At 71.5% G+C, this 25,936-nt stretch carries 24 protein-coding genes and 1 tRNA gene; 12 read left to right on the forward strand and 13 right to left on the reverse strand.

The features are described from left to right. Positions 1-3 precede the first annotated feature (3 nt). Positions 4-2,070: a bifunctional aldolase/short-chain dehydrogenase gene (locus AC3CBB_RS00630; protein ID WP_488625592.1), complete on the forward strand. Its 2,067-nt coding sequence runs from the start codon at positions 4-6 to the stop codon at positions 2,068-2,070. 14 nt (positions 2,071-2,084) lie between these two features. After that, positions 2,085-3,563 carry a rhamnulokinase gene (locus AC3CBB_RS00635; RefSeq protein WP_488625593.1) on the forward strand — a complete coding sequence of 493 codons (1,479 nt, stop codon included), beginning with the start codon at positions 2,085-2,087 and terminating at the stop codon, positions 3,561-3,563. 171 nt (positions 3,564-3,734) lie between these two features. Here AC3CBB_RS00635 and AC3CBB_RS00640 read toward each other — a convergent pair whose 3' ends face one another. The 5 genes from AC3CBB_RS00640 to AC3CBB_RS00660 all read right to left on the reverse strand — a co-directional run bounded on the left by AC3CBB_RS00640 (position 3,735) and on the right by AC3CBB_RS00660 (position 8,686). Then, positions 3,735-4,973: an alpha-hydroxy acid oxidase gene (locus tag AC3CBB_RS00640; RefSeq protein ID WP_488625594.1), complete on the reverse strand. Its 1,239-nt coding sequence runs from the start codon at positions 4,971-4,973 to the stop codon at positions 3,735-3,737. A gap of 27 nt (positions 4,974-5,000) precedes the next feature. After that, on the reverse strand, positions 5,001-5,648 hold the full coding sequence (locus AC3CBB_RS00645; RefSeq protein ID WP_488625595.1) for a GntR family transcriptional regulator: 648 nt from the start codon (positions 5,646-5,648) through the stop codon (positions 5,001-5,003). Between the two features lie 195 nt (positions 5,649-5,843). Then, a complete protein-coding gene (locus AC3CBB_RS00650) occupies positions 5,844-6,911 on the reverse strand; it encodes a hypothetical protein (RefSeq protein WP_488625596.1) in 1,068 nt (355 codons plus the stop codon). Further along, on the reverse strand, positions 6,892-7,659 hold the full coding sequence (locus tag AC3CBB_RS00655; RefSeq protein ID WP_488625597.1) for a TIGR03943 family putative permease subunit: 768 nt from the start codon (positions 7,657-7,659) through the stop codon (positions 6,892-6,894). The genes AC3CBB_RS00650 and AC3CBB_RS00655 overlap by 20 nt, the downstream gene beginning before the upstream one ends. Further along, complete coding sequence (locus AC3CBB_RS00660) at positions 7,652-8,686, reverse strand: permease (protein WP_488625598.1); 1,035 nt, start codon at positions 8,684-8,686, stop codon at positions 7,652-7,654. The genes AC3CBB_RS00655 and AC3CBB_RS00660 overlap by 8 nt, the downstream gene beginning before the upstream one ends. 157 nt (positions 8,687-8,843) lie before the next feature. Between AC3CBB_RS00660 and AC3CBB_RS00665 the strand changes: the two genes are divergently transcribed. Continuing rightward, on the forward strand, positions 8,844-10,064 hold the full coding sequence (locus AC3CBB_RS00665) for a GAF domain-containing protein (protein WP_488625599.1): 1,221 nt from the start codon (positions 8,844-8,846) through the stop codon (positions 10,062-10,064). A 203-nt stretch (positions 10,065-10,267) separates the two neighbouring features. Here the strand turns inward: AC3CBB_RS00665 and AC3CBB_RS00670 are convergent, their stop codons facing one another. The 4 genes from AC3CBB_RS00670 to AC3CBB_RS00685 all read right to left on the reverse strand — a co-directional run bounded on the left by AC3CBB_RS00670 (position 10,268) and on the right by AC3CBB_RS00685 (position 12,626). Continuing rightward, positions 10,268-11,245, reverse strand: a complete 978-nt coding sequence (locus AC3CBB_RS00670; RefSeq protein ID WP_488625600.1) for an epimerase — start codon at positions 11,243-11,245, stop codon at positions 10,268-10,270. 19 nt (positions 11,246-11,264) lie between these two features. Then, complete coding sequence (locus AC3CBB_RS00675) at positions 11,265-11,885, reverse strand: DUF4166 domain-containing protein (RefSeq protein WP_488625601.1); 621 nt, start codon at positions 11,883-11,885, stop codon at positions 11,265-11,267. 76 nt (positions 11,886-11,961) lie between these two features. Further along, the gene (locus AC3CBB_RS00680; RefSeq protein ID WP_123506366.1) at positions 11,962-12,150 is read right to left on the reverse strand and encodes a YegP family protein; all 189 of its coding nucleotides are present in this window, start codon (positions 12,148-12,150) and stop codon (positions 11,962-11,964) included. Positions 12,151-12,236: 86 nt separating this feature from the next. Then, the gene (locus AC3CBB_RS00685; protein WP_199738263.1) at positions 12,237-12,626 is read right to left on the reverse strand and encodes a hypothetical protein; all 390 of its coding nucleotides are present in this window, start codon (positions 12,624-12,626) and stop codon (positions 12,237-12,239) included. Positions 12,627-12,793: 167 nt separating this feature from the next. Between AC3CBB_RS00685 and AC3CBB_RS00690 the strand changes: the two genes are divergently transcribed. Together AC3CBB_RS00690 and AC3CBB_RS00695 are read left to right on the forward strand one after the other, a co-directional pair. Beyond that, complete coding sequence (locus AC3CBB_RS00690) at positions 12,794-16,615, forward strand: AAA family ATPase (RefSeq protein WP_488625602.1); 3,822 nt, start codon at positions 12,794-12,796, stop codon at positions 16,613-16,615. Positions 16,616-16,619: 4 nt separating this feature from the next. Beyond that, positions 16,620-16,823, forward strand: a complete 204-nt coding sequence (locus tag AC3CBB_RS00695) for a hypothetical protein (RefSeq protein WP_488625603.1) — start codon at positions 16,620-16,622, stop codon at positions 16,821-16,823. Between the two features lie 127 nt (positions 16,824-16,950). Here AC3CBB_RS00695 and mscL read toward each other — a convergent pair whose 3' ends face one another. The 3 genes from mscL to AC3CBB_RS00710 form a co-directional block, all read right to left on the reverse strand. Then, on the reverse strand, positions 16,951-17,457 hold the full coding sequence (gene mscL / locus AC3CBB_RS00700) for a large conductance mechanosensitive channel protein MscL (RefSeq protein ID WP_123506363.1): 507 nt from the start codon (positions 17,455-17,457) through the stop codon (positions 16,951-16,953). 69 nt (positions 17,458-17,526) lie between these two features. Next, positions 17,527-17,907: an FmdB family zinc ribbon protein gene (locus AC3CBB_RS00705; RefSeq protein WP_488625604.1), complete on the reverse strand. Its 381-nt coding sequence runs from the start codon at positions 17,905-17,907 to the stop codon at positions 17,527-17,529. A 24-nt stretch (positions 17,908-17,931) separates the two neighbouring features. Then, the gene (locus tag AC3CBB_RS00710) at positions 17,932-18,513 is read right to left on the reverse strand and encodes a 5-formyltetrahydrofolate cyclo-ligase (RefSeq protein WP_488625605.1); all 582 of its coding nucleotides are present in this window, start codon (positions 18,511-18,513) and stop codon (positions 17,932-17,934) included. Positions 18,514-18,564: 51 nt separating this feature from the next. Here AC3CBB_RS00710 and galU point away from each other — a divergent pair, with 51 nt between their 5' ends. The 7 genes from galU (at position 18,565) to AC3CBB_RS00745 (ending at position 24,427) form a co-directional block, all read left to right on the forward strand. Beyond that, positions 18,565-19,461: a UTP--glucose-1-phosphate uridylyltransferase GalU gene (gene galU, locus AC3CBB_RS00715; RefSeq protein ID WP_488625606.1), complete on the forward strand. Its 897-nt coding sequence runs from the start codon at positions 18,565-18,567 to the stop codon at positions 19,459-19,461. A 59-nt stretch (positions 19,462-19,520) separates the two neighbouring features. Continuing rightward, complete coding sequence (locus AC3CBB_RS00720) at positions 19,521-20,165, forward strand: GNAT family N-acetyltransferase (protein ID WP_233579998.1); 645 nt, start codon at positions 19,521-19,523, stop codon at positions 20,163-20,165. A gap of 38 nt (positions 20,166-20,203) precedes the next feature. After that, positions 20,204-21,271 carry a DUF3040 domain-containing protein gene (locus AC3CBB_RS00725; RefSeq protein ID WP_488625607.1) on the forward strand — a complete coding sequence of 356 codons (1,068 nt, stop codon included), beginning with the start codon at positions 20,204-20,206 and terminating at the stop codon, positions 21,269-21,271. A gap of 61 nt (positions 21,272-21,332) precedes the next feature. Beyond that, a tRNA-Ala gene (locus AC3CBB_RS00730) sits at positions 21,333-21,405 on the forward strand. Positions 21,406-21,559: 154 nt separating this feature from the next. After that, on the forward strand, positions 21,560-22,381 hold the full coding sequence (locus AC3CBB_RS00735) for an alpha/beta fold hydrolase (RefSeq protein ID WP_488625608.1): 822 nt from the start codon (positions 21,560-21,562) through the stop codon (positions 22,379-22,381). 43 nt (positions 22,382-22,424) lie between these two features. Further along, positions 22,425-22,700 (forward strand): hypothetical protein, encoded by a 276-nt coding sequence (locus AC3CBB_RS00740; RefSeq protein ID WP_488625609.1) that lies wholly within the window; start codon positions 22,425-22,427, stop codon positions 22,698-22,700. A gap of 179 nt (positions 22,701-22,879) precedes the next feature. After that, complete coding sequence (locus tag AC3CBB_RS00745) at positions 22,880-24,427, forward strand: DUF7059 domain-containing protein (protein ID WP_488625610.1); 1,548 nt, start codon at positions 22,880-22,882, stop codon at positions 24,425-24,427. A gap of 21 nt (positions 24,428-24,448) precedes the next feature. On the opposite strand, the gene AC3CBB_RS00750 is transcribed toward AC3CBB_RS00745, so the two are convergent. After that, on the reverse strand, positions 24,449-25,339 hold the full coding sequence (locus AC3CBB_RS00750) for an NAD-dependent epimerase/dehydratase family protein (RefSeq protein WP_123506355.1): 891 nt from the start codon (positions 25,337-25,339) through the stop codon (positions 24,449-24,451). Between the last annotated feature and the right edge of the window lie 597 nt (positions 25,340-25,936).

Raw genomic sequence — 25,936 nt, forward strand, 5'->3', positions numbered from 1 at the left:
GCCATGACGACGACCACACCCGACAGTACGACGGGCACCACCACGACCGCCGCCGACCTGATCGGGCGCTCCAACCGCCTGGGCTCCGACCCGGCGAACACCAACTACGCCGGCGGCAACACCTCTGCCAAGGGCACGGCCGTCGACCCGGTCACGGGCGAGCCGGTCGAGCTGCTCTGGGTGAAGGGCTCGGGCGGCGACCTCGGCACCCTCACCGAGAAGGGCCTGGCGGTGCTCCGGCTCGACCGGCTGCGCTCGCTCCGCTCCGTCTATCGAGGCGTGGACTCCGAAGACGACATGGTCGCCGCCTTCGACTACGCCCTCCACGGCAAGGGCGGCGCGGCGCCGTCTATCGACACGGCCATGCACGGCCTGGTCGACGCGGCGCACGTCGACCACCTCCACCCCGACTCGGGGATCGCCATCGCGACCTCCGCCGACGGCGAGGCGCTCACGAAGCAGATCTTCGGCGACCGGGTCGTCTGGGTGCCGTGGCGTCGGCCGGGGTGGCAGCTCGGCGAAGACATCGCCGCGATCAAGGAGGCCAACCCGCAGGCGATCGGCACGATCCTCGGCGGCCACGGCATCACGGCCTGGGCCGACACCTCCGACGAGGCCGAGGCGAACTCGCTCTGGATCATCGAGACCGCCGCCGCCTACATCGCCGAGCACGGACGCACCGAGCCGTTCGGCCCGGAGCTCGACGGCTACGCCGATCTGGCGCAGGAACTCCGCCGAACCCGTGCGGCCGCCCTCGCGCCGGCCCTCCGCGGTCTCGTCTCCACCGACCACCCGCAGGTCGGCCACTTCACCGATGCTCCCGAGGTGCTCGAGTTCCTGCGCTCGTCGGAGCACCCGCGTCTCGCCGCCCTCGGCACGTCGTGCCCCGACCACTTCCTCCGCACCAAGGTCAAGCCGCTCGTGCTCGACCTCCCGGCGTCCGCGACGGTCGACGAGTCGATCGCGCGCCTGAAGGAGCTGCACGCCGAGTACCGCGCCGACTACCAGGCCTACTACGACCGTCACGCGACGCCGGAGTCGCCGGCGATCCGCGGGCAGGATCCTGCGATCGTCCTGATCCCGGGCGTCGGGATGTTCTCGTACGGCGCCGACAAGCAGACCGCCCGCGTCGCGGGGGAGTTCTACCTCAACGCGATCAACGTGATGCGCGGAGCCGAGGCGATCTCGACGTACGCCCCGATCGACGAGTCCGAGAAGTTCCGGATCGAGTACTGGGCTCTGGAAGAGGCGAAGCTGCACCGCCGCCCGGCGCGCAAGCCGCTGGCCACCCGTATCGCGCTGGTCACCGGCGCGGCGTCCGGCATCGGCAAGGCGATCGCGACCCGACTGGCCGAGGAGGGCGCCTGCGTCGTCATCGCCGACCTCGACCTCGCCAAGGCCCAGGCCGCGGCCGCCGAGCTCGGATCGACCGACGTCGCGATCGGAGTCCAGGCGAACGTGACCTCCGAGCACGACATCGCGGCCGGCATCCAGGAAGTCCTCCTGGCCTTCGGCGGCCTCGACCTCGTCGTCAACAACGCCGGCCTCTCGCTGTCGAAGTCGCTGCTCGAGACGACGGTCGCCGACTGGGACCTCCAGCACGACGTGATGGCGAAGGGGTCGTTCCTCGTCTCCCGGGCGGCGGCGAAGGTGCTGATCGACCAGGAGCTCGGCGGCGACATCATCTACATCTCGTCGAAGAACTCGGTGTTCGCCGGCCCGAACAACATCGCGTACTCCGCGACGAAGGCCGACCAGGCGCATCAGGTGCGCCTGCTCGCGGCCGAGCTCGGCGAGTACGGGGTCAAGGTCAACGGCATCAACCCCGACGGCGTCGTCCGCGGCTCGGGCATCTTCGCCGGCGGCTGGGGCGCCAAGCGCGCAGCGGTCTACGGCGTGCCCGAAGAGGAGCTCGGCGCCTACTACGCGCAGCGCACCCTGCTGAAGCGCGAGGTCCTGCCCGAGCACGTCGCCAACGCCGTGTTCGTGCTCACCGCCGGCGACCTGTCGCACACGACCGGCCTGCACATCCCGGTCGACGCCGGGGTGGCCGCAGCCTTCCTGAGATGACGACGCGGTCGGGGATGACGACCCCCTCGGGCGGCTCGGTGGCCGCGGTCGACCTCGGTGCGACCAGCGGCCGGGCCATCCTCGGGCACATCGGGGCGCACGGGCTGCGGCTGCAGCACGTCGCGCGCTTCCCCAACCGCCCGGTGCGCCTCACCGAAGGCCCCGGCGCGGCGTCGCTCCACTGGGATGTGCTCGGGCTGTGGGCGGCCATCGAGGAGGGGCTCGCGAAGGCGGTGGCCGGAGTTCCTGCGCTCGCCTCCATCGGGGTGGACTCGTGGGCGGTCGACTACGGCCTGCAGCGCGAGGGACGCCTGCTGGGTGTGCCGTACCACTACCGCGACGCGCGCTCGGAAGCGGGCGTCGCGGCGGTGCACCGGGCCGTGCCGGCCGACGAGCTGTACCGGCGGACGGGCCTCGCGCACCTTCCGTTCAACACGGTCTTCCAGCTGGCAGCAGACCGGGAGGCAGGGGTGCTGCCGCTCGCCGATCGGGTGCTGCTGGTGCCCGACCTGATCGGGCACTGGCTGACCGGCGTCGACGTGACCGAGCGCACCAACGCGTCGACGACGGGGCTCCTCGCCGCCGCGACCGGCGAGTGGGATGCCGGGCTGTTCGACACGCTGGGGCTGCCGACATCGCTGTTCGCGCCGCTGGTCGACCCGGGCACGGCGATCGGCGCCCTCACGCCGGAGCTCGCGGCGTCGATCGCAGGCGGCCGGCAGATCCCGGTCACAGCCGTCGGCTCGCACGACACCGCCTCGGCGGTCGTCGGGGTGCCGCTCGCCGACGAGCACGCGGCCTACATCTCGAGCGGCACCTGGTCGCTCGTCGGGCTGGAGCTCGAGCGGCCCGTCATCACGGAAGCCGCGCGTGCCGCGAACTTCACGAACGAGGGCGGCGCCTTCGGGCGGATCCGCTTCTTGAAGAACATCTCGGGGCTCTGGCTGCTGAGCGAGTCGATGCGCACCTGGGATGCCGCCGCGGGCACGGACGCCACGCGGTCGAGCGACCTCGCGTCGCTCCTCGCCGCCGCGGCCGAGGTCAGCGGGCCGGTCGCCGTGTTCGACGCGTCGGACGACCGCTTCACCGCGCCCGGCGACATGCCGGCGCGGATCCGCGGCTGGTGCGAGGAGCACGGCATCGCGGCGCCGACCACGCGCGCCGAGGTGGTCCGCAGCATCCTCGAGTCGCTGGCGGCGGCGTATGCGGCGACGCTCGACGAGGCGGAACGGCTCTCGGGGCGCACCATCACGACGGTGCACGTCGTGGGCGGCGGCTCGCAGAACGAGCTGCTCTGTCGGCTGACCGCCGACCGCACCGGACGCACGGTGCTCGCCGGGCCCGTCGAGGCCACCGCTATCGGCAACGTGCTGGTGCAGGCGCTGGCTGCCGGGCTGGTGCCGGCAGGGTCGTCGTTGGAGGCGCTGCGTGACCTCGTGCGGCAGGCGTTCCCGCCGGTGCGGTACGAGCCGTCCGCCGCGCGTCGCGCCTAGCGCCGCCCGGCCTGCCCCGCCGCCGGCCGCCGGCCCGCTCGGCCGCCGGCCGCCGGCCCGGCCGCCGGCCGCCCGCCCGGCCTGCCCGCCCCGTCGTCTCCGGCGAGCAGCACGGGTGGCGGCGGTGCGGCCGGCGGCGGCGGCGCCGCCGCCCGCCCGCAGCGCCGCCGCTCAGCTGCGCGCGCGGGGCGCCAGCCGCTCGAGCTGCGTCACGTGCGCGGGCGTGAGCTCTTCGAGCGAGTGCGCCCCGAGCAGCTTCATCGTGCGGCGGATCTCGTCGGAGAGGATCGCGATCATGCGGTCGACCCCGGCGCGGCCGCCGGCCATGAGCCCGTAGAGGTAGGCGCGCCCGACGAGGGTGAAGCTGGCGCCGAGCGCGATCGACGCCACGATGTCGGCGCCGTTCATGATGCCGGTGTCGACGACGACCTCGACGTCGCTCCCGACCTCCTTCACGACCTCGGGCAGCAGGTGGAACGGGATCGGCGCGCGGTCGAGCTGACGCCCGCCGTGGTTGGACAGCACGATGCCGTCGACCCCGAAGTCGGCGAACTTCTTCGCGTCCTCCACGCTCTGCACGCCCTTGATCGCGAGCTTGCCCGGCCACATGTCGCGGATGATCGTGAGGTCGTCGAAGTCGATCGTGGGGTCCATCGCCGAGTCGAGCAGCTCGCCGACGGTGCCGCCGGTGGAGGCGAGCGAGGCGAACTCCAGCTTGGGCGTGGTCAGGAAGTCGAACCACCACCACGGGCGGGGGATCGCGTTCAGGACGGTCCCGGGCGTGAGCTGGGGTGGGATTGAGAAGCCGTTGCGCTTGTCGCGGAGGCGGGCACCGGCCACGGGAGTGTCGACGGTGAAGAAGAGGGTGCCGAAGCCGGAGGCGGCGGCGCGCTCGACCAGGCCGTACGAGATCTCGCGCTGGCGCATCACGTAGAGCTGGAACCAGTTGGTGCCGGTCGGGTTGGCGGCCCTGACGTTCTCGATCGAGGTCGTGCCGAGGGTCGACAGGGTGAAGGGGATGCCCGCGGCACCCGCAGCCCCGGCCCCGGCGGTCTCGCCCTCGGTCTGCATCAGGCGGGTGAAGCCCGTCGGGGCGATGCCGAACGGCAGCGCGGAGGCGGCGCCGAAGGTGGTCGTCGTGGTGTCGACGTCGGCGACGTCGCGGAGCACCTGCGGGTGGAACTCCACGTCTTCGAACGCCTGCCGGGCGCGGCTGATCGAGATCTCGCCCTCGGCCGATCCGTCGGTGTAGTCGAACGCCGCCTTCGGGGTGCGGCGCTTCGCGATCGTGCGGAGGTCGGCGATCGTCAGAGCCGACTGCAGGCGGCTGCGCTTGAAGTCGAGGTCGGGCTTCTTGAACTGCATGTACTCGAGGAGCTCTTTGGGCTTCGGAACTTGTCGCTGCGTCATTGCGGTGCCTCCAGGGTGTGGGTGGTGTCAGCGGGTGCGGTCGACGTGATCGATGAGGCGATCGCGCGAGGTGAGGATGTGCTCGCGCACGAGGCGGGAGGCGAGCTCGGGGTCGCCGGCCACGACGGCGTCGAGCACCCGGGCGTGCTGGGCCGCGATGTCGGCCGGGCGCCAGAGGGAGTTCGCGGCGACCTGCCCGATGCAGAGCTCGATCTCGCCCATGAGGCTCTCGTGCATGCGGCTCAGTCGCGGGCTCGACTGTCCCGTGACGAGCGCCCGATGAAAGGCGATGTCGTCGGCGGCGAACGGCGCCTCGTCAGGAGCGTCCGCGAGGGCGCGGTTGTGGAAGACCGCATCGGCAGGAACTGCCCCACCCTCGGCGAGCGCCCGAAGGGCGGCGCCCTCCACGAGCGCGCGGTTGTCGTACAGGTCGACGATGTCGGCGCGGCTCAGTGCCGGCACGCGCGCGCCGCGGTTGGCCTCGCGCCGCAGCAGGCCCGCGTTCACGAGCTGGTCGATGGCCAGCCTCGCCGTGGGCCGCGAGACGTCGAACCGGCTCGCGACGGACGCCTCGGTCACGGCGTCGCCGGGTCGGATGCGCACGGCGAGCACGTCGGAGCGCAGCGACTCGGCCACCGAGGCCGGTACGCGCGCGATCGATACGTCTCTGTCCATTGCCAGGCAATCTAGCAGATTGCTAGACAATCTGAGGGCGGTGACCGCCTCGAGTTCCTGCGCCCTTTTTAGCGGCTCGAACCCGCCAGAAAGGGGGCGGGGCCGAGCCGATTCGACGGGCCTAGCGGCATCCGGCAGCCGGCAGCAGGCAGCAGGCAGCCGGCAGCCGGCAGCCTGCAGCCGCCAGCGGGCGCGTCAGCCCCAGCGCAGGCTCGACCCGGCGAAGCTCGCCACGACGGCGCCCGACGAGCGGTCGACGACGAGGGTGGTCGCTCCCACCGGCGCCGGATCGATCGTGGAGCGGTCGGAGGCGGCGCTCGCGGGGGCGCTGACGACGGTGACGAACTGCCCGTTCGGCGACGACCCGAGCTGCGACAGCCGGGCGCCCTTCGTGGCCGTGTAGACGGTCCGCCCGCTCACGACGACGGAGCGCGAGTCGGCCGCCAGGCTCGGCGCGGCGCCCTGGCTCGCGTCGTCCGCGGGCAGCGTCGAGCCCGCGTAGGGCGCCGACGTGTGGACTCCTGTGAGCGAGATGGTGTACAGCTTCGTCGCTGTGCCCCGCGCCGTGAACCGGAACACGAGCACTCCCGTGGGCGCGTCGAGCGCGAATCCGGTGACCAGCCCCGGGCCGGGCAGCAGGAGGTCTTCGGTCGTCCCGTCGCTCGAGACGACGGTGATCCGCGACGTGCGGCGGTCGTCTGAGACGACGACCAGGTCGGAGCCGATCGGCGCGTACGCCTGGATCCGCCGCGCCTGGTAGACGACCGAGCGGCCGACGGCGTTCACGGAGGCACGGACGATGCGATCCTGCCCCGCCGGATTCCGGTCGAGTGTCAGCACCTGAGCCCTGCCGGTCGTGAACTCCGTCGAGATCGTCGCCGCGCGCGAGCCGAACACGCTCGTGACGCCGCGGATCGTCACCCGGTACCGGGTGTCGTAGTCCAACCGGTGCAGGAACTGCACGGCCACCACCGTGCCCTGCGTGGTCACGGCGAAGCGGGCCGCCGGCGACACGGCCACCTGCTCCGCCCTCACCGTCGCGACCGACTCGTCGAGGAAGACCCGTGCCTGCTGGTCGGCCCGCAGCGTGACGGCCCGGCCGTCGACGATCGTCTCGCTCAGCCTCGGCCCCTGGCTGTGCGCGACGGCGACGAGGCCCGCGCAGAGCAGGGCGAGCACGGCGATCGTGACCGCGAAGGTCCGCACGAACGAGCGGTTCGACGGAGCCTCGTCGGTGCGCGGCTCAGTAGAGGTACGGATCATGCGGCTGGTCGATCTTCGAGACGGCGCGCGGGACGAGCGCGATCGTGGCCGACGACGCGGCGCTCGGGTTCGTGGCGAACGCCCCCTGGATGCGCACCCACTGGTTGGCCTCGAGGGAGTCCTTCCAGCCCGGCGCGTACACGGGCACGCCGACCGGCTGCGCGTCGACGGCGCAGCAGGTGATGACGAAGCGGGTCACGTAGAAGGTGTCGTCGGGATCGTCGGGCGACGGGCTCACGAATCCGGTGACGTCGACGCTCTCGTTCTCGTACGACCCGATGTCGGTCGAGGCGCGGAGCTTCGACGCCCAGTCGAGCACGGTGTACTTCGCCGTGGCGCCGTCGGTGCGGATGCTCCCGGTCGTCGTGACGGCGGCGCCCAGGCCGCGGGTGGAGGCGGTGGCGCTGCTCAGGACGGCGGGCGGCAGGACCACGAGGGCGACGGCGATGAGGGCGACGACGAGGGCGGCGCCGAGTGCGACGGGGGAGGGGCGGCGGGATCTCGGGAGGTCGGCGGCGCCGGCCCCGCCGCCGTCGGCTGCGGCGTGCTCGTCGGGCTCGTCGGAGTCGCCGCCGCGGGCCAGCGCCACGAGGGCGAGCCCCATGCCGCAGAGCGTCATGACGACGGTGAAGACGACGTAGCGCGGGTGGATGTAGAGGACGAGCTGACCGGTGGCGGCGAGCCACAGGGTCGCAGTGCCGATCACGAGGGTGAGGGCGAGGCCGGGCCAGTTCCTGCGGCTACGCAATCTGGTTCACCACCAGGCCGAGCACCGCTGCCACGAGCCCCACGACCACGCCGATCTGCGCCAGCACCGCCGGGCGGTAGGTGGTGCGCAGCAGTGTCAGCATCTTGATGTCGACGATCGGCCCGAACACCAGGAAGGCGACGATCGAGCCCGGCAGGAAGGTCGAGGCGAACGGCAGCACGAAGAAGGCGTCGACGTTCGAGCAGATCGAGATGACGAACGCGAGCGCCATCATCGCCAGGATCGACCACACCGGATTCGATCCGAGGGTCAGGAGGACGCTGCGAGGCACCAGGGTCTGCACGCCTCCGGCTACCGCCGCGCCGACGAGGAGCGCCGGCAGCATGGTCGTCATCTCGCGCCGGAACAGCCCCGCCGACGACCCCACCCGCGAGTGCGAGTGGCCGTCGTGGCTCCCGGCGGGCATCCGGCACTCGCGCGCGAACGCCGTCGTCAGCAGGGCGTCCTGGTCGCGGTGCTTCGAGTACAGCCAGCCGAGCAGGTTCGCGACCAGGAAGCCGCCGACGATGCGCGACACCAGGATCCCGTCGCTCCAGCCGAACGCCTGGTACGTCGTCACGATGGTGATCGGGTTGACGATCGGAGCCGCGATCAAGAAGGTCATCGAATCGGACACCGAGAACCCCTTGGCGACCAGCCCCCTCGCCAGCGGCACGTTGCCGCACTCGCACACCGGCAGGAGCACGCCCAGCAGCGACACGACTGCCCGACGCGCCACCGGGTTGCGGGGCAGCCACGCGGCGAAGAACCCCGCCGGCAGCCACACCTGGACGACGATCGACAGCAGGATCCCGAGCACGACGAACGGCATCGACTCCACGACGACGCTCACCGTCAGCGTCACGAAGTCCTGCAGGCGGTCGGGCAGGATCCCGGCCGGAAGCGTCGCCGTCCCGATCCGCGCCAGCGCGATGACGACGATCGCGCCCACCCCCGCCACCAGCAGCCGCCCGCCGCCCGCGCGGGTGCCGTGCGCGTGCTCGCGGTGCGCCTCGGTGGTGGTCACGCCCCGACGGTAGCCGTCAGCGCCGCTCGGCCCCGGTCGCAACACGCGGCTCACTTTCGCCTGGTGCGGCGCGGTGGGGCGGGGCCGGGTCCGCACATGTGCGGACTCCCCTAGTGGGGATTGATCGACACCTGTCGTGGCGAGGACAGTGTGAACCGTGCAGTCGATCCTTCATCACGCGGTCCTCCCGTTCCTCCGCAGCCGCTACGGCGCCGTCGGCGGACGCCTCTCCATGCCGCGACCCGACGATGCGCCTCGCGCGCACGCCCCCGGAATCGACCCCGACCGCATCCTCGTCTTCGGCAACGGCGCCGCCGTCGGCTGGGGCGTCCGCAGCCACGACCTCGCGCTGCCCGGCCAGCTCGCGCGGAAGATCTCGGCGCACACCGGCCGCGGCGTCGACGTCGACGCGGTCGCCGACCCGAAGCTCACCATCGAGTCGGCGGCGTCGGCCCTCCCCACCGAGCGCCTCGGAATCTACGATGCGATCGTCGTGATCCTCGGCGTGAGCGACGCCCTCCGCCTGATGTCGCCGACCCGTTGGAAGCGCGGCCTCGCCGAGCTGCTCGACACGATCCAGGCGCACGCGCACGAGAACGCCGAGATTCTCGTCGTCGGAGTCCACCGCCCCAGCTCCATCCCCGCCTTCAGCGTCAGGGAGGGCGGCATCGTCGATCGTCACGCCGCGCAGCTCGACCGCGTGTCGCGCCACCTGTGCGAGGAGCGCGAGCGCATCCACTTCGTGGTGCCGCCCGAGCTGCCCGTGTTCGACGGGCCTGCGCAGGGCACCGGGGCCGGCAGTCGTGCCGCAGCCGGGTTCCGGCTGTGGGCCGCCGCGCACGCCGACCTGCTCGCGCCGCTCCTCGACCAGCACGTCGTGCGAGGCCGCACGGCTCGCGGCAACCGCAACCAGCCGCAGAGCGACGACCTGCGCCTCGCCGCGATCCGCTCGCTCGGAATCCTCGACACCCCGCCCGAGAAGCGCTTCGACGACATCACCGAGCGCGCCCGCATCCTGCTCGGAACGGCCGGAGCGGCGTTCTCGATCGTCGACGAGGACCGCCTCTTCAACAAGTCGTACTCGGGCGTCGGCATGACCGAGGTCCCGCTCCGCGGGGCCATGTGCGCCGTGACCATCACCAGCGGCGTGCCGTTCGTGGTGCCCGATGTCTGGCATGACGACCGCTTCGTCACGCACCCGGCCGTGCGCTTCTACGCGGGGCACCCCGTCGAGACTCCCGACGGCGTCCGCATCGGCGCCCTGTGCGTCACCGACCCGAACCCGCGCACCGCCGACAGCGTCGACCTCGTGCTGCTGCGCGAGCTCGCCCTGTCGGTGCAGCGTGAGCTGGCGATGCCGGAGCCCGTCGGGGTGTGAGCCGCGGGCGGGCCCGCGGCGAGATGGCCCAGGGCGTCGCGGCGGCGGCTCGGACCCGACGGCGCGGGCCACCTCGCGAGAGGTGCCGCGCGCGCCCGCACCGCCCCGACTCCACGAGATGGCCCTGGGCGTCGCGCCGGCGGCTCGGACCCGACGGCGAGGGCCACCTCGCGACTCGGGGCCCGGCGCGCGACCCGCGACCCCTACGAAGCCGCCCCCCGCTCCGCGACGATCGCCTTGAGCGCCACGTCGAGGTACGGGTACTCGAACCGGTACCCGGCCTGCTGAAGCCTCTCCGGGACGACCCACCGGCTCTTCAGCACGAGCTCCACCTCGGTGCGGATCGCGGCAGACCCGAGTTCCAGCATCCATCGCGTCGCCGGCAGGCCGAGGCGCACGCCCAGCGCGTGGCGGAGATCGCGCATCATCGAGCGGTTGTCGCTCGGGTTCGGCGACGACACGTTGACGACCCCGTCGATGTCGGCGTGGTCGCGAACGAAGTCGATGCTCCCGACGACGTCGTCGATGTGAACCCAGCTGAACTTCTGGCGGCCCCGGCTCGCGCCGAACGCGTGGTAGGTGCCGGCCGTCGTCCGCGCCGCCGACGCCGGCCAGCGGCCGTCGATCTGCGGGCCGCCGAGGCCGAACCGGGCGAGGTTGATCAGGGGCACGAGCGCGCTGCCGTCGCCGAGCACGATGGCCATGCGCAGGGCGACGCGTCTGGTGCCCGGCAGGTCGCCCGAGAAGAACGCGGACTCCCAGGTCGTGGCGATCGACACCGAGAAGCCTGATCCGATGTCTCCGGTCGCCTCGGTCATGGGGCGGTCTTCGGCGTGGCGGTAGATCGTGGCGGTCGACGAGTTCAGCCAGAGGGGCGGAGGCGTGGCGGCGGCGCGGATCGCCTCAGCGAGCTCGAGGGTGGTGTCGATCCGCGACCGCAGGATCTCGCTCCGGTTCGCCTCGTCGTACCGGCAGTTGACGCTCTTGCCGGCCATGTTGACGACGAGGTCGGCGCCGTCGACGAGCCGCGTGATGGCCGCCGTGTCGCCCCAGCGCGCATCCGGACCGGATCGGCCGATCAGCTTCACGTCGGCGCCGCGGCTGCGGTACACCTCGGCGAGGTGCCGCCCGATGAAGCCCGAAGCGCCCGCGATGACGATACGTTCTCGATATGTGCTCATGTAAATAGATCCCCCGTTGCTATGACGTTTCCGGTACCACGGCGTACTCGAAATACCCGCTGTACTCGTAGATCTTTCCGATGATCGGCATCGTCAGCACGATCGACACGTGCTGCTGCTCGCGGTCGTCGTCGAAGCGCTCGGTCAGCACCACCCTCGGTGCAAGAGGGCGCAGGAACTCGAGGCGCGCGCGCCCGCCTCCGACCCCCACGCCGACGCTGCGCATCGTCAGCGCGCCATCCCGCACGCCGGCCTCCAGGTCGGCACTCACCAGGCCGTGCGGGCCGAGGTGGTCGACGAGCCCACGCGCCTCGGCCGTGATCGCGTCGACCATGCGCCGCGTGCGGCCGGGCAGGTGGAACGTCCGCACGGCAGCCACCCCGATCGTGCCGTCGGCCAGGCGGATCGGCCGGTTCTCGACGTCGAACGGGACGTCCGTCGCCCAGACCGGGAAGGCGACGCCCTCGAGGCCGAGCAGCGCCAGCACGGGCCACAGCCACCGCCGCGGCGTCCCGACGGCGTCGAACACCCCGTGGCCGCGCCCGACGGACCCGTCCGGGATCGCGCCGAAGTACGCCCGCAGCAGCGGGTGCAGCGCACCGAGCTCGGCTCCCAGGACCATCTCGTAGGGCGACGCCATGCCCCGACGGTAGCGCTGCGGGAGCTCGAGTGGCGCAGGCGTCCTTCGGCGTCGAGAGTCAGCGGTCAGAAGCCGCTCAGTTCGACCCGGTCTGGTCGTCGACGATGGCGTCGGCGGCCGCCCGGCGTACCGAGTCGATGCCGTTCTGAGCGCCGCCCTTCGTCGAGTACATCTCTGAGGACGCGATGACCTCGCCGTTGGAGGCCACGAGGGTGAAGTGGAACGCGCCGGAGTCGGATCTGGTGAGGACGAACTTGCTGGCCATGGCGCACCTCTCGGACGATCTCACCGACCGCCGTGGCCGGCTGGCCTCAGCCTAGGGCCGGCGGGGGTGCACCGGAAGGAGCAGAACTACTCCGAGAGCAGGACGGCCAGAGCGCTCTTGAGAGTCTCGCGATCGCGGCGGAGCTTGGCGACCTCGGCCTCGAGCTCGGCCACCCGGGAGTCGGCAGCCGCGCTGGCCGGCGGACGGCCGCGGCGCACGGGCGCCTCGGGCGCGGCGACGGCTTCGGGAGCAGGCTCGTCGGCAGCGGCGGCCGCCTCCGGAGCAGCCTCGGGCTCCGGCGTCGTCAACTTCTCGTGGACCCGGATCCAGCCGCGGAGCGACTGCTCGCCGACCTCGAACTCCTCGGCGGTCTCGCGGATGATCGCGCGGTTGCCCGGCTCGGCCTCGCGGCGCTCGAGCACGCGGGCCAGCGAAGCCTCGCGCGTCTCCGGCGTGTACTTCTGTTCGAACGGCACGGGACTCCAAGTCATCTACATGTACGGGGCGAAGTCGGGTTTATATGCGCATATTAGCCTACGAACCGATATGTAAACGATCACCGTCGGGCACTCGTCGGGCTCGGCCTGGCAGAAACCCGCCCGTCCTCCCGGCATTCCCCAGCGCGACGCCTTAAGGTCGAGGTGTGTGGCGTGCTGACAGTGAGCAGGATGGCGGCGACGGAGAAGAGTCCGGTGCGCCGTCCGCTGGTCCTGCCACGATGCCCCACACCCTGAGCCTCGGCGACCCGACGCTGTCGGTCGGCAATGTCGCCCAGCCCACGTGGGACTCCTGGCGGTCGCGCCTCGCCGACGTCGGCGGCGAGTCCACGCTCCTCCACTTCCGCGACTCCCCGCGCACCCGCATCGAGCTGAGCACGACGCACCCCGGCGGCCTCGCCCAGTTCATCACCGGCAAGAAGACCTTCCTGTCGAGCCTGATCCGCGACGACCTCGCGCTCCGCTCCGCCCGCGTCGCCGCCGGCGAGATCGCGGCGAAGGGGCTCGAGCTCTCCACCGTCCGCGGCATCGACTCGGTGCACCTCGCCATCGGCATCGCGCAGTGGGTGTTCGCGGGGGAGTCGTACCGGGCCCCGCTGCTCCTGCGTCCGCTCGCGATCCGCCGATCCGGCCGCGACTTCGAGGTCAAGCTGCTCGGCTCGCCGTTCCTCAACCCGGCGCTGGCCGACGCGCTCCACGACCAGTTCGGCATCTCGCTCGACGCCGGAGCGTTCGTCGCGCTCGCCGACCGCGAGGGCTCGTTCACGCCGAACCCGGTCATCGACCGCCTCCGAGGCCTCACCGCCCACATCGACGACTTCACCGTGCAGCCCCGCCTGGTCGTCTCGTCGTTCGCCGCCGTCGCCGACCTCATGGTCGAGGACGCCCGCGAGCTCAGCCACCCCGTGCTCGACGCGCTCGCCGGCAACCCGAGCGCGCAGCAGCAGATCCGCTCGTCGTACCGCCCCGTCTCGCCGACGCCGCAGGACGAACGCAGCCCCGAGACCGACACGCTCCTGCTCGACGCCGACCCCGAGCAGGAGAGCGTGGTCGCGCAGATCACCGCCGGCAACTCCGTTGTCGTGAAGACGCTGCCCGGCACCGGCGGCACCCAGACCATCGTCAACACCATCGGCACGCTCGTCGCGCAGAACAAGCGCGTGCTCGTGGTCAGCGCCCGCCGCGCCACCCTGCGCGGCATCGGCTCGCGCCTCACCGAGATCGGCCTGCCGGGCGTCGCCGTGTCGCCGGCCACGCTCCGTCGCGACGTGATCCGCGCCATCGGCCGCAACGAGAAGGCGAAGCAGGCCGGCATGGCCGAGGTCGACGACGCCCTCGTGCGCCTTCGCCGCGTGCTCGTCGACTACCGCGGCGCCCTCTCGCGCCAGGACCCCGTGCTCGGCGTCTCGGTGCTGGACTGCCTCACGGAGCTCGCGCGCCTCGCGCTCCTGCCCGCGGCGCCGGCCACGACCGCGCGCCTGAGCCGCCACAGCGTGGAGTCGATGGTGGAGGGCCGAGGCCGGGTCGCCGAGACCATGGTGGGTGCGGCGAACCTCGGCGAGTTCCTGTACGGACCGGGCGACTCGCCCTGGTACGGCGCGCGCTTCGACGACGGCAGCTCCGGCGGAGTCACGGCCGGGCAGGCGCACCAGCTCGCTAAGAACCTCTACCACCGCGACGTGCCGCACCTGCTCGAGCGCGCCAACGAGGTCGTCGGGTCGACGCGGATGCGGCCCTACGTCAGCATCCACGAGCTCGGCATCTACCTGCGACTGCTGGCCGACGTGCGCGACACTCTCGACAAGTTCCTGCCCGTGGTCTTCGAGCGAAGCGTCACCGAGCTGATCGAGGCGACCAGCGGCCGCACGTCGTCCGACCGGATGTCGGGCGGCGATCGGCGACGCCTCAAGAAGCTCGCCCGCGAGTACGTCCGCCCGGGAATGCACGTGCCCGACCTCCACGAGGCCCTCCAGAAGGTGCAGCAGCAGCGGATCCTCTGGCAGCGCTACGTCGCCGCGGGCACGCCGCCCGAGGTGCCGACCGGCGTCACCGACACCATCGCGCTCTACAAGCACGTCGCCGACAATCTCGCCCAGCTCGACAAGCCGCTCGGCCTCTCCGGAGAGGACCTGCTCGAGGCCATCGGCATCGACGAGCTGCGTCAGAAGCTCGAGGTGCTCGCCGCCGACAGCGACGTTCTGAACAACCTGCAGGAGCGCACGGAGCTCATGACGACGCTCCGCGACCTGGAGCTCGCGCCGCTCGTCACCGACCTCGCCAACCGCCACGTGCCCGAGACGCAGGTCGCGGCCGAGCTCGAGCTCGCCTGGTGGCGCTCCGCCCTCGAGTCGCTGCTCGAGGCCGACCGGGCCCTGCTCGGCGCCAACACCGCGATGCTCGACCGCCTCGAGGCCGACTTCCGTCTGGTCGACGAGGCCCACGCCGCCGGCAGCGCGCAGCAGCTCGGGTGGCAGCTCGCCGAGAACTGGAAGCTCGGCCTGGTCGACTGGCCCGAGGAGGCCACCCAGCTCAAGCAGCTCCTGCGACACGACCACGTCACCAGCCGCCTGCTGCAGGACGCCGCGCCGCACCTCGCGCGCTCGGTCGCGCCGGTCTGGCTGGCGTCGCCGTACGAGGTGCACCGCATCGCCGACACGGTCCCGTTCGACACGGTGATCCTGGTCGACGCCGGAGCCACGACCCTGGCCGAGAACGTCGGGGCCATCCGCCGCGGCCGGCAGACGGTGGCCTTCGGCGACCCGGTGACCGAGACGCCCTCCGACTTCTCGATCGCGATCCCGCCGTTCGTCGACGAGGCTCCCGTGGCGCGCAAGCCGCACGCCGCCGACTCGGCCGACGACTTCGACGCCGTCGCCACCGCCGAGTCGCGACTCGAGCGCCTCCACGAAGAATCGGCGCTCGCCCGCCTCTCGACCCTGCTGCCCACGCTGTCGCTCACCCGCAGCTACCGCGCCGGCGGCGAAGACCTCGCCGAGCTCGTCAACCGCCGCTTCTACGGCGGACGCATCGAGTCGCTTCCCTGGGCCGGCAGCTTTCTCGGCCACGGCAGCATCTCGCTCGACTACGTCAGCGGCGGTACCGCCGTGCCCGACCCCGAGTCCGGAGCCGTCGAGAGCGTCGAAGCCGAGGTCGACCGCGTCGTCGCCCTCGTCGTCGATCACGCCCGCACGCGCCCTGCCGAGTCGCTCATGGTCATCACCGCCAGCGCCAAGCACGCCATCCGGGTGCAGCAGGCCGTGCTGTCGGCGATCTCGGGTCACAAAGACCTGACGGAGTTCGTCATCGGAGAGCGCCGCGAGCCGTTCACGATCGCGACCCTCGAGCAGAGCGTCGCCCAGAGCCGCGACCACGTGATCTTCTCGATCGGCTACGGCCGCACCCCGCACGGCCGCGTGCTCAGCGACTTCGGCTCGCTCGGCCAGCCCGGCGGCGAACGGCTCCTCGCCGTCGCCATGACGCGGGCCCGCCGGTCGATGGTCATCGTCACCTGCTTCCAGCCGAGCGACATCGACGCCGGGCGCATGGGCCACGGAACCGTCGCCCTCGCCGAGATCCTGACCGAGGTCCAGGTGCGCACGTCGGCCGAGCACGTGCCCGACGACTCCGACCCGATGCTCGTCGACCTGGCCCGCCGCCTCGAGGCCAAGGGCATCCCGGTCGCCCTCGGGCACCGTGGCAAGCTCGGCCTCGTCTGCGCCAACGACGGAGTCTGCGTCACCATCGAGACCGACTCCACCCTCGTCGAGTCGAGCCTCCGCGAGTCGCTGCGCGAGCGACCCGAGATCCTGCGCCGCCTCGGCTGGCACTACGTGCGCGTGCACGCCTTCCAGCTGTTCACCGATCCCGACGCGGTCGCCACACGGATCGCGGACGTCCTCGGCATCGGCGCCACGCACGCCCAGCCCGTCCCCGTCGTGTCGGCTCGCGGGCACGTCAACCACGCCTGAGCCCGTGTCACCCGACGAGAGGCCTGCCGAGGGCGATGGGGCGCAGGAACTCCCCGCCCCCGCCGTCCACGGCCTCCGCCGGCGCGGCCGCCGAGTCACGACCCAGCCCGCCCCGGGCACCGACCCCACGCCCGCGCCGTCCGACCGCCGCGTCGACAGCTCGGCCAACGACGAGCGCTTGAAGGCGGACAAGCCTCCCCACTGGTAGTCCTGGCGGCTGGCGCCGCGGGCTCGGCCTCAGTGCCTGCCGCTCGTGAGATCTGTCCTGCGGACGGTCGCACCCACGGGGGACGCGGCGAGATGGCCCTCGGGGCATTTGGCGCGAAGGGGCGTGGCTATGCCGACGGCATCCCGGGGACTCCGGTGGTGCCGGTCGCCGTGGGCGGCGTCACCTCGGCGGCGTGCGTGCCGTGCGTGTCGCTGAGCGACGTGTTCTGCGCGCGGAGCAGGTCGCGGATCTCGCTGAGGATCTCGACGTCGGTCGGCGGGGTGTCCTGAGGCTTGCCCTCCTCCTGCTGCTGCTTCGCGAAGGCCCGCTTAAGAAGCGAGTTGACCGGCAGGACGAGGCAGAAGTAGACGACCGCCGCGATGATGATGAAGTTGATCGCCGAGCCGATGACCGCGCCGAACATCAGCGTCGCCGGCTTTCCGCCGGCGACGGTCGGGATGTCGACCTTGAGGGCCTCGTCGAGCATCGACGCATTGAAGAGCGCGCCGATCAGCGGGTTGAAGATGTTCGTCACGAGCGAGGTGACGATGGCGGTGAACGCAGCGCCGATGACCACGGCGACGGCCAGGTCGATGACGTTGCCGCGCAGGATGAACTCTTTGAAGCCCTTCACGGGTGCTCCTTCGGGTCGGGGATCAGGACGCGAATCTCCGTCGACTCAACCACGAGGAGCGTATCGGTGTCAGGACGACGAAGTCGAACCGCCGGAGGAGGAGGCCGAGCCCGACGGCTTGGAGGCCGGGGCGGCGGGGGTGCTCGAGGGGGAGCCGGACGTTCCTGCGCCCTTGGACTCGGAAGACGAGCCCGACGACGACGAACCGCCCGACGAGTTCGATGAGCCCGACGAGTTCGATGAGCCCGACGACTCCGACCCTCCCGCCGGCTTGGCGCGCGAGTCGGTGCGGTAGAAGCCGGAGCCATTGAACGTCACGCCGACGGCCGAGAAGATCTTGCGCAGCTTGCCGCCGCAGACGGGGCACTCGGTCAGGGAGTCGTCGGAGAAGGACTGCTGGATGTCGAACGCGTTGCCGCACTCGGTGCAGCGGTAGCTATAGGTGGGCACAGGGTCCTCAGGGAGAGAAGGGGGTCAGAACCGGTGGACGGCCGAGGGGGTGACGACGCCGTCGACGGGCTGGTCGTGCCGCTCGCTGGGCACCGACTCGACGTACTCGGAGTCGAACACCACAGCATAAACCGGCGGGCGCCGGGCCATCGACCCGAGGGTCTTGTCGAAGTACCCCTTTCCCCAGCCCATCCGCATGCCGGAGTGGTCGATCTGGGCGGCCGGCACGATGATGAGGTCGACGTCGTTGATGGCCATGGGGCTCAGGATCTCGCCGACGGGCTCGGGCAGACCGAACAGCCCCTCCGTCTCGGACTCGAAGTCGGTCGAGACGGCCCAGTCGAGGAGTCCGTCGGCCCGGGTGATGGGGAAGAGCACGCGAATGCCCTGCTCGTTGGCCCAGTTCAGGAAGGGCCGGGTGTTCGGCTCGTTGATCGCCGAGAGGTAGGCGGCCATCGACGACACCCCCAGTTCGGAGGCCAAGCCGACCAGGTGCGTCGTGAGCGCCTCAGTTGCTGAGACCCCCTCGGATTCAGTCATTGCGCGGCGTCGGGAGCGTAATTCCTTGCGAAGCACGCGCTTGGCATCGCCTACGGGATCGGTCATGCCCGCAATCTTAACCGCCACGTAACGTGACGAATAGATACGCTGAGCGGCATGGGATTCACCATTTCAAAAGCCGTCATTCCCGCAGCAGGGCTGGGAACACGATTCCTTCCCGCAACCAAGGCCATCCCGAAGGAGATGCTCGCGGTCGTCGACAAGCCGGCCATCCAGTACGTGGTCGAGGAGGCCGTCGCGGCCGGACTCACCGACGTGCTCATGATCACGGGGCGTAACAAGAACGCCCTCGAGAACCACTTCGACCACGTGTCCGAGCTCGAGGAGACCCTTCGCAAGAAGGGCGACCACGAGAAGCTCGCCAAGGTCAACCAGTCCACCGACCTCGCCGACATGCACTACGTGCGCCAGGGCGACCCGCTCGGCCTCGGCCACGCCGTGCTCCGCGCCTCCATGCACGTCGGCCGCGAGCCGTTCGCCGTGCTCCTCGGCGACGACATCATCGACGCCCGCGACCCGCTCCTCAGCCGCATGATCGAGGTGCAGGGCAGGAAGAACGCCTCCGTCGTCGCGCTGCTCGAGGTCCCCGACAACATGACCCACCTCTACGGCGTGGCCACGGTCGAGGCGACCGACGAGGACGACGTGGTGAAGATCACCGGACTCGTCGAGAAGCCCCCGCAGGGCGAGGCCCCGTCGAACCTGGCCATCATCGGCCGCTACGTGCTGCGCCCCGAGGTCTTCGACGTGCTCGAGAAGCAGGCCCCCGGCAAGGGCGGCGAGATCCAGCTGACCGACGCCCTCGAGAAGATGGCGGCGGCCGACGAGTGGACCGGCGGCGTGTACGGAGTCGTCTTCCGTGGACGCCGATACGACACGGGTGACAAACTCGACTACATCAAGGCGATCATCCAGCTCGCCAGCGACCGCGAGGACCTCGGCGAAGACCTGAAGGCGTGGATCCTCGAGTTCGCCTCGGGCCTGGAGAAGTAGCCGTAGCGGCCCTGCGCGATCGCAGGGCCGTCCACCCTTCCTGAAGTTGGCAATCACAAGTGACCACCATCCCCACGCTGGTGTCGGGGCGGGTCGGCATCCGACCCCTGCGGCTGCGTGACACGCGCGATCTCGATCGTGCCCTCGCGGCCAACCGCTCCTGGCTCCGGCAGTGGGAGGCCACCAACCCCCACGGCTTCACCACGATCGACGTGAGATCGAGCATCCGCTCGCTGCAGACCAATGCGCGCGCGGGGCTCGGCCTCCCGTTCGCGATCGAGCTCGACCAGCAGTTCGTCGGGCAGCTGAACGTCTCGGGGATCACCTACGGGTCTCTCGCCTCGGCCACCATCGGCTACTGGGTCACCCAGCAGGCCGCCGGCAACGATGCGACCCCGACGGCCGTCGCCCTCGCGACCGACCACTGCTTCCAGCGCCTGGGTCTCCACCGCATGGAGATCTGCATCCGGCCTGAGAACCACCCCAGCCTCCGAGTCGTCGAGAAGCTCGGGTTCCGGTACGAGGGCCTCCGTCGCCGCTACATCCACATCAACGGCGACTGGCGCGACCACTTCTGCTTCGCGCTCGTGGCCGAGGAGGTGCCCGAGGGCGTCCTGCGCCGCTGGCACGAAGGCCGTGTGCCGCCCGGCCAGGGCAGCGTCCCGCCGTCCGCGCTCGAAGAAAGCCAACACACCCCGCGATAGCCGCGGGTCGGAGGCGAGTGGCTCCTACCCTGTCCCACATGGGAATCGGGTCATGGGGTGGAGGCATCGTCCTCGGGCTGGTCGCCGTGCTCTGGCTCGTCTACCTGATCCCGTCATGGGCCCGTCGTCAGCAGTACCTCGCGACCGAGCGCAACGCGATCCGCCTCCAGCAGACGCTCCGCATCCTCGCGCAGACCGCCGAGGTGCCCGAGGAGTTCCAGGTCGAGGCCAACGCGAAGTCCGTCGCCACGGCCCAGCGCATCCTCCGCACCGAGGAGGCCAAGCGCGAGGCTATCCGCCGTGCTCACGAGGCCGCCCGGCAGCGGGCCATCACCCGCGAGCTCGCCGCCACCGGTCCTGCCCTGCGCGCCGCCGACAGCGACCCCGCCCTGGCCGCGCGTCGGCTCCGGCGCACCCGTCTCGCCACCACCCTCCTGCTCGTGCTCGGCCTCGTAGCCGTCGTCGCGGGTGCGGTGCAGATCGCCTCGGCGTGGCCGCTGATGGTCGCAGGAACTCTGGCCACCGCCGGCTCCCTCCTCGTCCTCGGCCAGCTCGCCCAGGTCTCGCGGGCCCGCGCCCGCCGGACGATCGCCGCCCCGGGGGTCAGCGACGCGGTTCCCGTCGCCCAGCCCTTCCAGGACTTCGCGCCACGGCAGACCGTCGAGGCTCCCGCCGCCGAGTCGCCGATCGCGGCTGAACGCGAGTGGACGCCCGTGCCGCTTCCGCGCCCGCTGTACATGCGCCGTGGCGCCGGTCGCGCGCTGGCACGCTCCTCCGCCGTCGCCGGGTCGCCGACGACGTCCGCCGATGCCGAGGCCCTTCGCGAGGCCGCCGCCGAGCAGGTCCGCCAGGGCCAGGAGGCCGCGCGCCTCGAGGCCCAGCGCGAGGCGCTCCGCGAGGTCGCCCGGGCCGAGGCGGCCCTGCAGAGCCACCGCGAGCCCGCTGCGCCTGCCGCTCCCGTCGTCCGGGCCGCCCCTGCGCCGGCCCCCGCGCCCGTGGAGCCGCCCGCCCCCTCGAGCCCCTTCGCCCGCATGGGCTACGTCGACGAGGAGGCTCTCGAAGAGCTCCGGCTCGATGAGGTGCTTCGCCGCCGCCGCGCCGTCTGACGACGACAGCCCGTGGTGTCACGAGCGATCCCGACGGTCTGATATCGTTGAAAAGCAGTTGGGGGCCTTGGCGCAGTTGGTAGCGCGTCTCGTTCGCAATGAGAAGGTCAGGGGTTCGAATCCCCTAGGCTCCACGATGCAAATGGCTCTCCCTCTCGGGAGGGCCATTTTGCGTGGTGGTCCTGGACGTGCTTCTCCTAGGCGTCGGTGCTCGTCTGGGCGCCGGCGTAACGAAGCGGCAACGTTCGACGAGCCGGGGCGAAATGCGCCGGGCTTAGCGTCGAAGACATGACGACACCGACGGTCACGAAGCACTACGTCGACCTCGAGCACGGGCAGCTTCACGTCCGGCTCTCCGGCCCGGATGACGGCCCCGCCCTGCTGCTGATCCACCAGGTGCCGAGCTCGTCGCAGATGTGGGAGGCGGTGATCCCGCGGTTCGCAGATCGCGGCTACCGAGTCATCGCCGTCGACCTGCCCGGGTACGGGATGTCCGATCCGATGCCGACGGCCCCGGAGCTCGAGGACTACGCCGCCGCCCTCTTCGCCGCCCTCGACCAGCTCGGCGTCGTCCGGGTCGCGATCGTCGGACACCACACCGGCTCGTCGGTCGGCGTCGCCATGTCGGTCGCCGACCCGTCGCGGGTCTCGGCCGTCGCCGTCTGGGGCTACGCCATGGTCGACCCGGAGCACGCCGCCCTCCTCGCGAGCGAGCCGCCGCCGGTCTTCGACGACACCTACGTCGACGATGTCGCCGACTGGTGGCACCGCCGCAAGAGGTGGGCGACGCCGGGTAATGACGGCTGGGTCATGGCCCGCTCGCTGATGGAGTACGTCGTCGCCGGGCACCACCGCCCCGACGGGCACAACGCCGTCGGCCGTGCCGACCACCGCGCCCTCCTCGACGCCGTGACCGTGCGGGTGCTCTTCCTCACCGGCGACCGCGAGATGCTCGACGCCGACACCCGCTCGGCGTTCGAGGTCGCGCCGCCCAGCGTCGAGCTGTACGGCTTCGGCGACGAGGGCATCGACGTCGCCGACGACATCCCCGAGCGCTTCACGTCCGTCGTGCACGAGTTCGTCGCGAAGGTCGGCGCGCCGGTCACCTGATCCCGGTGCGGTCGACCGATCGCGTGGCCGGTAGCCTGAGCCGGTGACCGCCGCAGACGCCGCTCGCATCGAGCTCACCTTGACCAAGCCGCCCGTGGGCTGGTTCCCGAAGCCGACCGTGGTCGTCGGCGGGCGGGGGCATCCTGCGCAGTGGGGCACCGGTACGTGGCAGGTGGAGTCCGGGGCCATCGTGGGCGTCTACCTCTTCAACCGGGTGTGGCGGTTCGGCGCCGCCGAGATCGCCGTCGACGGCCGGCCGCTGCGGTATCGGGCGCCGCTGCTGCCGTTCCTCCGGGGTCGCCTGGTGCCGTCTGAGTGACCTCGCTCGGCGTGACTCCACGCGAGCCTGAAGCGGTCGCGCATGACCTCGACCACACGTGAAGTCGCCGGACGGTGAAGTGGTCTGGAGAGACTTTCCCTGGGCGTGAATTCACGCCCAGGGAAAGCGGCTCCAGACGAAAGCCCGGGCCCCGGCCCGCCGTGCGGCAGGATGGTCGCGTGCCTCCCGCTTCGCGCCCTGCCCTGCTCGCCCGCCTCCGATCCGACCTCGGCTCGTCGCTCTTCACCGTCGCCCGCCTGAGCGGCGCCGGAGCCTGGGGTGCGTCGGGCGGCGCGGCGCTGTTCCGGGGCGAGCGCGTGGCTGCCCGCCGGGCCCTCGCGAGCCGCACGCCCGCGTCGGAGGCCGAGCGCCGATCCGACACGCTGGCCCTGCTCTTCGTTCTCGGGTACCCGCAGCCCGCCGCCGACGTGGCGGCAGCCCTCCCCGAGCTGGGGCTGGCAGGAGCCACCGAGCTCGGCCTCGTCGCCGCCGACGACGACCGTCGGGTTCGCGCACTGGTCGACCTCCGGCCCTACTCGTTCACCGACTCCGCAGGCGAGGCCAACTGGTGGATCGCCTCCGACCTCGGCGAGCTCGCCCTGCAGGGGCCCCTGCGCGAAGACCACGTGCTGGGCATCGGCGGCGCCTCGGCCACCCTGAGCTCGCTCATGATCCCGCGCCCGGTCGACCGGGCCCTCGACCTCGGCACCGGCTGCGGCATCCAGGCGCTGCACTCGGCCCGCCACGCCCGTCACGTGGTCGCCACCGACATCTCGCAGCGTGCCCTCGACTTCGCGGCCTTCAACGCCGAGCTCAACCTGGTCGACGGGATCGAGTTCCGCCTCGGCAGCCTGTTCGAGCCGGTCGCCGGCGAGACGTTCGACCACATCGTGTCGAACCCCCCGTTCGTCATCACGCCGCGCACCGAGGGCGTGCCCGCCTACGAGTACCGCGACGGCGGCATGGTCGGCGACGCCCTCGTGGCGCGCGTGGTGGCCGAGGCGGGGCGCCACCTGACGCCGGGCGGGGTGGGCCAGTTCCTGGGCAACTGGGAGACGGGGCAGGGGGCGAAGCGGGGTGCGTACTCGGTGGCCGACTGGGCGGAGCAGGGCGGCGTGCCCGTCGACGTCTGGGCGGTCGAGCGAGAGACTCAAGACCCTGCGGCGTATGCCGAGACGTGGATCCGCGACGGCGGCACGCGTCCGGGTACGCCCGACTTCGAGCGGCTCTACGGCGCATGGCTCGACGACTTCGACGAGCGGGGCGTCAGCGAGATCGGGTTCGGCTACATCACCCTCAGACGACCGCAGGAACTCCACGCCGCCGCCCCACCGCGCATCGAACGGCTCCTCGCCCCCGTCGCCGCCGGCCTCGCGCCGCACATCCTGGAGTGTCTGGCCGCCCAGGACGCCCTCCGCGACCTCCCCGACGACGCCCTGGCAGCCGCGGCACTGCGCGTCGCCGGCGACGTCACCGAGGAGCGCCACTACTGGCCGGGCAACGACGACCCGACGGTGATCACCCTCAAGCAGGGCGGCGGGTTCGCGCGCTCGGTCGACTCGGGCACGGCGCTCAGCGCGCTCGTCGGCGCCTGCGACGGCGACCTGAGCGTCGGGGCCATCGTGGGTGCGTTGGCGCAGCTGCTCGACGCACCCGAGGCCGACCTGCGGGCCGAGCTCCTGCCTCAGGTGCGCGAGCTCGTCGCGACGGGCATGCTGCGGTTGTGACGCGCCTCAGGGCGGGGCGGCCTAGCGGCCGACCCGCTCCCCCCAGCCGCGCCAGGAGAACTGCGGCACGAAGCCGAGCAGGTCGCGGGCCTTGTCGCTCGACAGCAGCGGCATGGTGCCCTCGATCGACGCGCGGCGCTCGACGTGGGGGAGGAACTCCTCGGCCAGCACGGCGGTGTCCGTCGTCATCACGGTGTCCGACGCGGCGATGACGAAGGCCTCGAACCCGGTCAGGTCGGACTCCAGGGCGAGACGGACGGCCAGCGCGCCATCGCGGGCGTCGATGTACGACCAGAGGTTGAACGACCGCGACGCGGCGTCGTCGTCGAACGGGAACGCGCCGTAGTCGCCGTCGTCCATCACGTTCGAGAAGCGGAGGCCGAACATCTTGAGCTGAGGGTCCCAGCGGGTGAAGTGTCGGGCCATCTCCTCGTCGACGGCCTTGCCGAGCGAGTACGACGACTCGGGGCGAACGGCGTACTTCTCGTCGACGGGGATGTACGGCGGGTCGACCTCGAACGGCAGCCCCAGCAGGGTCTCGCTCGACGCCCAGACGACATTGCGGATACCCGCGGCCTTGGCTGCGGCGAACACGTTGTACGACGAGGTCACGTTGTTGGTGAACAGCGCGGCGTTCGGCACCTGCCCCGGCGCGGGGATCGCCCCCAGGTGCACGACGGCGTCGACGTGGTCGTACCGGTCGTCGATCGCGGTGAGCGACTGCAGCACCTGGCCGAAGTCGGTCAGGTCGACCCGAGTGAACTGCACGCCGGGGACCGGCTCGGGCGACGGGATGCGATCGAGCAGGACGACGTCGTAGCCGTGCTCGGCGAGGTCGCGCACGACAGCGCGGCCGAGCTTGCCGGAGCCTCCGGTGACGGCGACGCGGACGGGGTTTTCGGGTGACGGCATTGTCGGTCCTTCGAGCTCGGTGGGGGAGTGCGGTGGGTACCGCGGCATCGTCTTCACCGTAGCGGAGGCGTGCTCCCGTGGTTCGACGACCACCGGGTAGAGCACGAGAAGATCGATCCTGTGCCCCGAATGACGAATTACGTACCCCGCGTAGGCAGTTATGCCCGTGGACCGAGTTGTCTATCACCCGGTTTTCACCCGCACTTCGCATGCGTTGGCATATAGGTTGATAAAGCTCTCGGCTGGTTACCGAGGCAACACGTCCACCATCTGGCTCCATGTGCGCGGCAGTCACCTGATCCGATTCCGCTCGCATGGCATCACCAGGGGCGTGCGATGCGCCCTCCGTTCCGAAACTTGTTTCGTCGAGCAGGGGGCGCATCCCTCTGTATTGCCTCGGCGGCTTTGCCGCGGGGTCGGCCGCCGACGCTGCCGCTCGTGAGATCCGTGCCCTCGGCACCGTCCGACCGAGGGATCTCTCGTGCTGAAGAGGCGGCTGGCGCCGCGCGCTCCGAGTAGGCCTGCGAGGATAGGGGGATCATGCCGACGTACCCCCTTGCCGCGCTGCTGTCCCAGTACTACGGGCCGAACGACACC

It is taken from the genome of Frondihabitans sp. OV104 (genome assembly GCF_057787745.1).

What these genes read in the sequence shown, in the direction of transcription:
- AC3CBB_RS00735 (WP_488625608.1), top strand. Translation starts at nt 21,560, where the DNA reads ATGACGACACCGACGGTCACGAAGCACTACGTCGACCTCGAGCACGGG.
- AC3CBB_RS00670 (WP_488625600.1), bottom strand. Translation starts at nt 11,245, where the DNA reads ATGAGCACATATCGAGAACGTATCGTCATCGCGGGCGCTTCGGGCTTC.
- AC3CBB_RS00630 (WP_488625592.1), top strand. Translation starts at nt 4, where the DNA reads ATGACGACGACCACACCCGACAGTACGACGGGCACCACCACGACCGCC.
- AC3CBB_RS00725 (WP_488625607.1), top strand. Translation starts at nt 20,204, where the DNA reads ATGGGAATCGGGTCATGGGGTGGAGGCATCGTCCTCGGGCTGGTCGCC.
- galU (WP_488625606.1), top strand. Translation starts at nt 18,565, where the DNA reads ATGGGATTCACCATTTCAAAAGCCGTCATTCCCGCAGCAGGGCTGGGA.
- AC3CBB_RS00650 (WP_488625596.1), bottom strand. Translation starts at nt 6,911, where the DNA reads ATGATCCGTACCTCTACTGAGCCGCGCACCGACGAGGCTCCGTCGAAC.
- AC3CBB_RS00675 (WP_488625601.1), bottom strand. Translation starts at nt 11,885, where the DNA reads ATGGCGTCGCCCTACGAGATGGTCCTGGGAGCCGAGCTCGGTGCGCTG.
- AC3CBB_RS00710 (WP_488625605.1), bottom strand. Translation starts at nt 18,513, where the DNA reads ATGACCGATCCCGTAGGCGATGCCAAGCGCGTGCTTCGCAAGGAATTA.
- AC3CBB_RS00750 (WP_123506355.1), bottom strand. Translation starts at nt 25,339, where the DNA reads ATGCCGTCACCCGAAAACCCCGTCCGCGTCGCCGTCACCGGAGGCTCC.
- AC3CBB_RS00635 (WP_488625593.1), top strand. Translation starts at nt 2,085, where the DNA reads ATGACGACCCCCTCGGGCGGCTCGGTGGCCGCGGTCGACCTCGGTGCG.
- AC3CBB_RS00680 (WP_123506366.1), bottom strand. Translation starts at nt 12,150, where the DNA reads ATGGCCAGCAAGTTCGTCCTCACCAGATCCGACTCCGGCGCGTTCCAC.
- AC3CBB_RS00640 (WP_488625594.1), bottom strand. Translation starts at nt 4,973, where the DNA reads ATGACGCAGCGACAAGTTCCGAAGCCCAAAGAGCTCCTCGAGTACATG.
- AC3CBB_RS00645 (WP_488625595.1), bottom strand. Translation starts at nt 5,648, where the DNA reads ATGGACAGAGACGTATCGATCGCGCGCGTACCGGCCTCGGTGGCCGAG.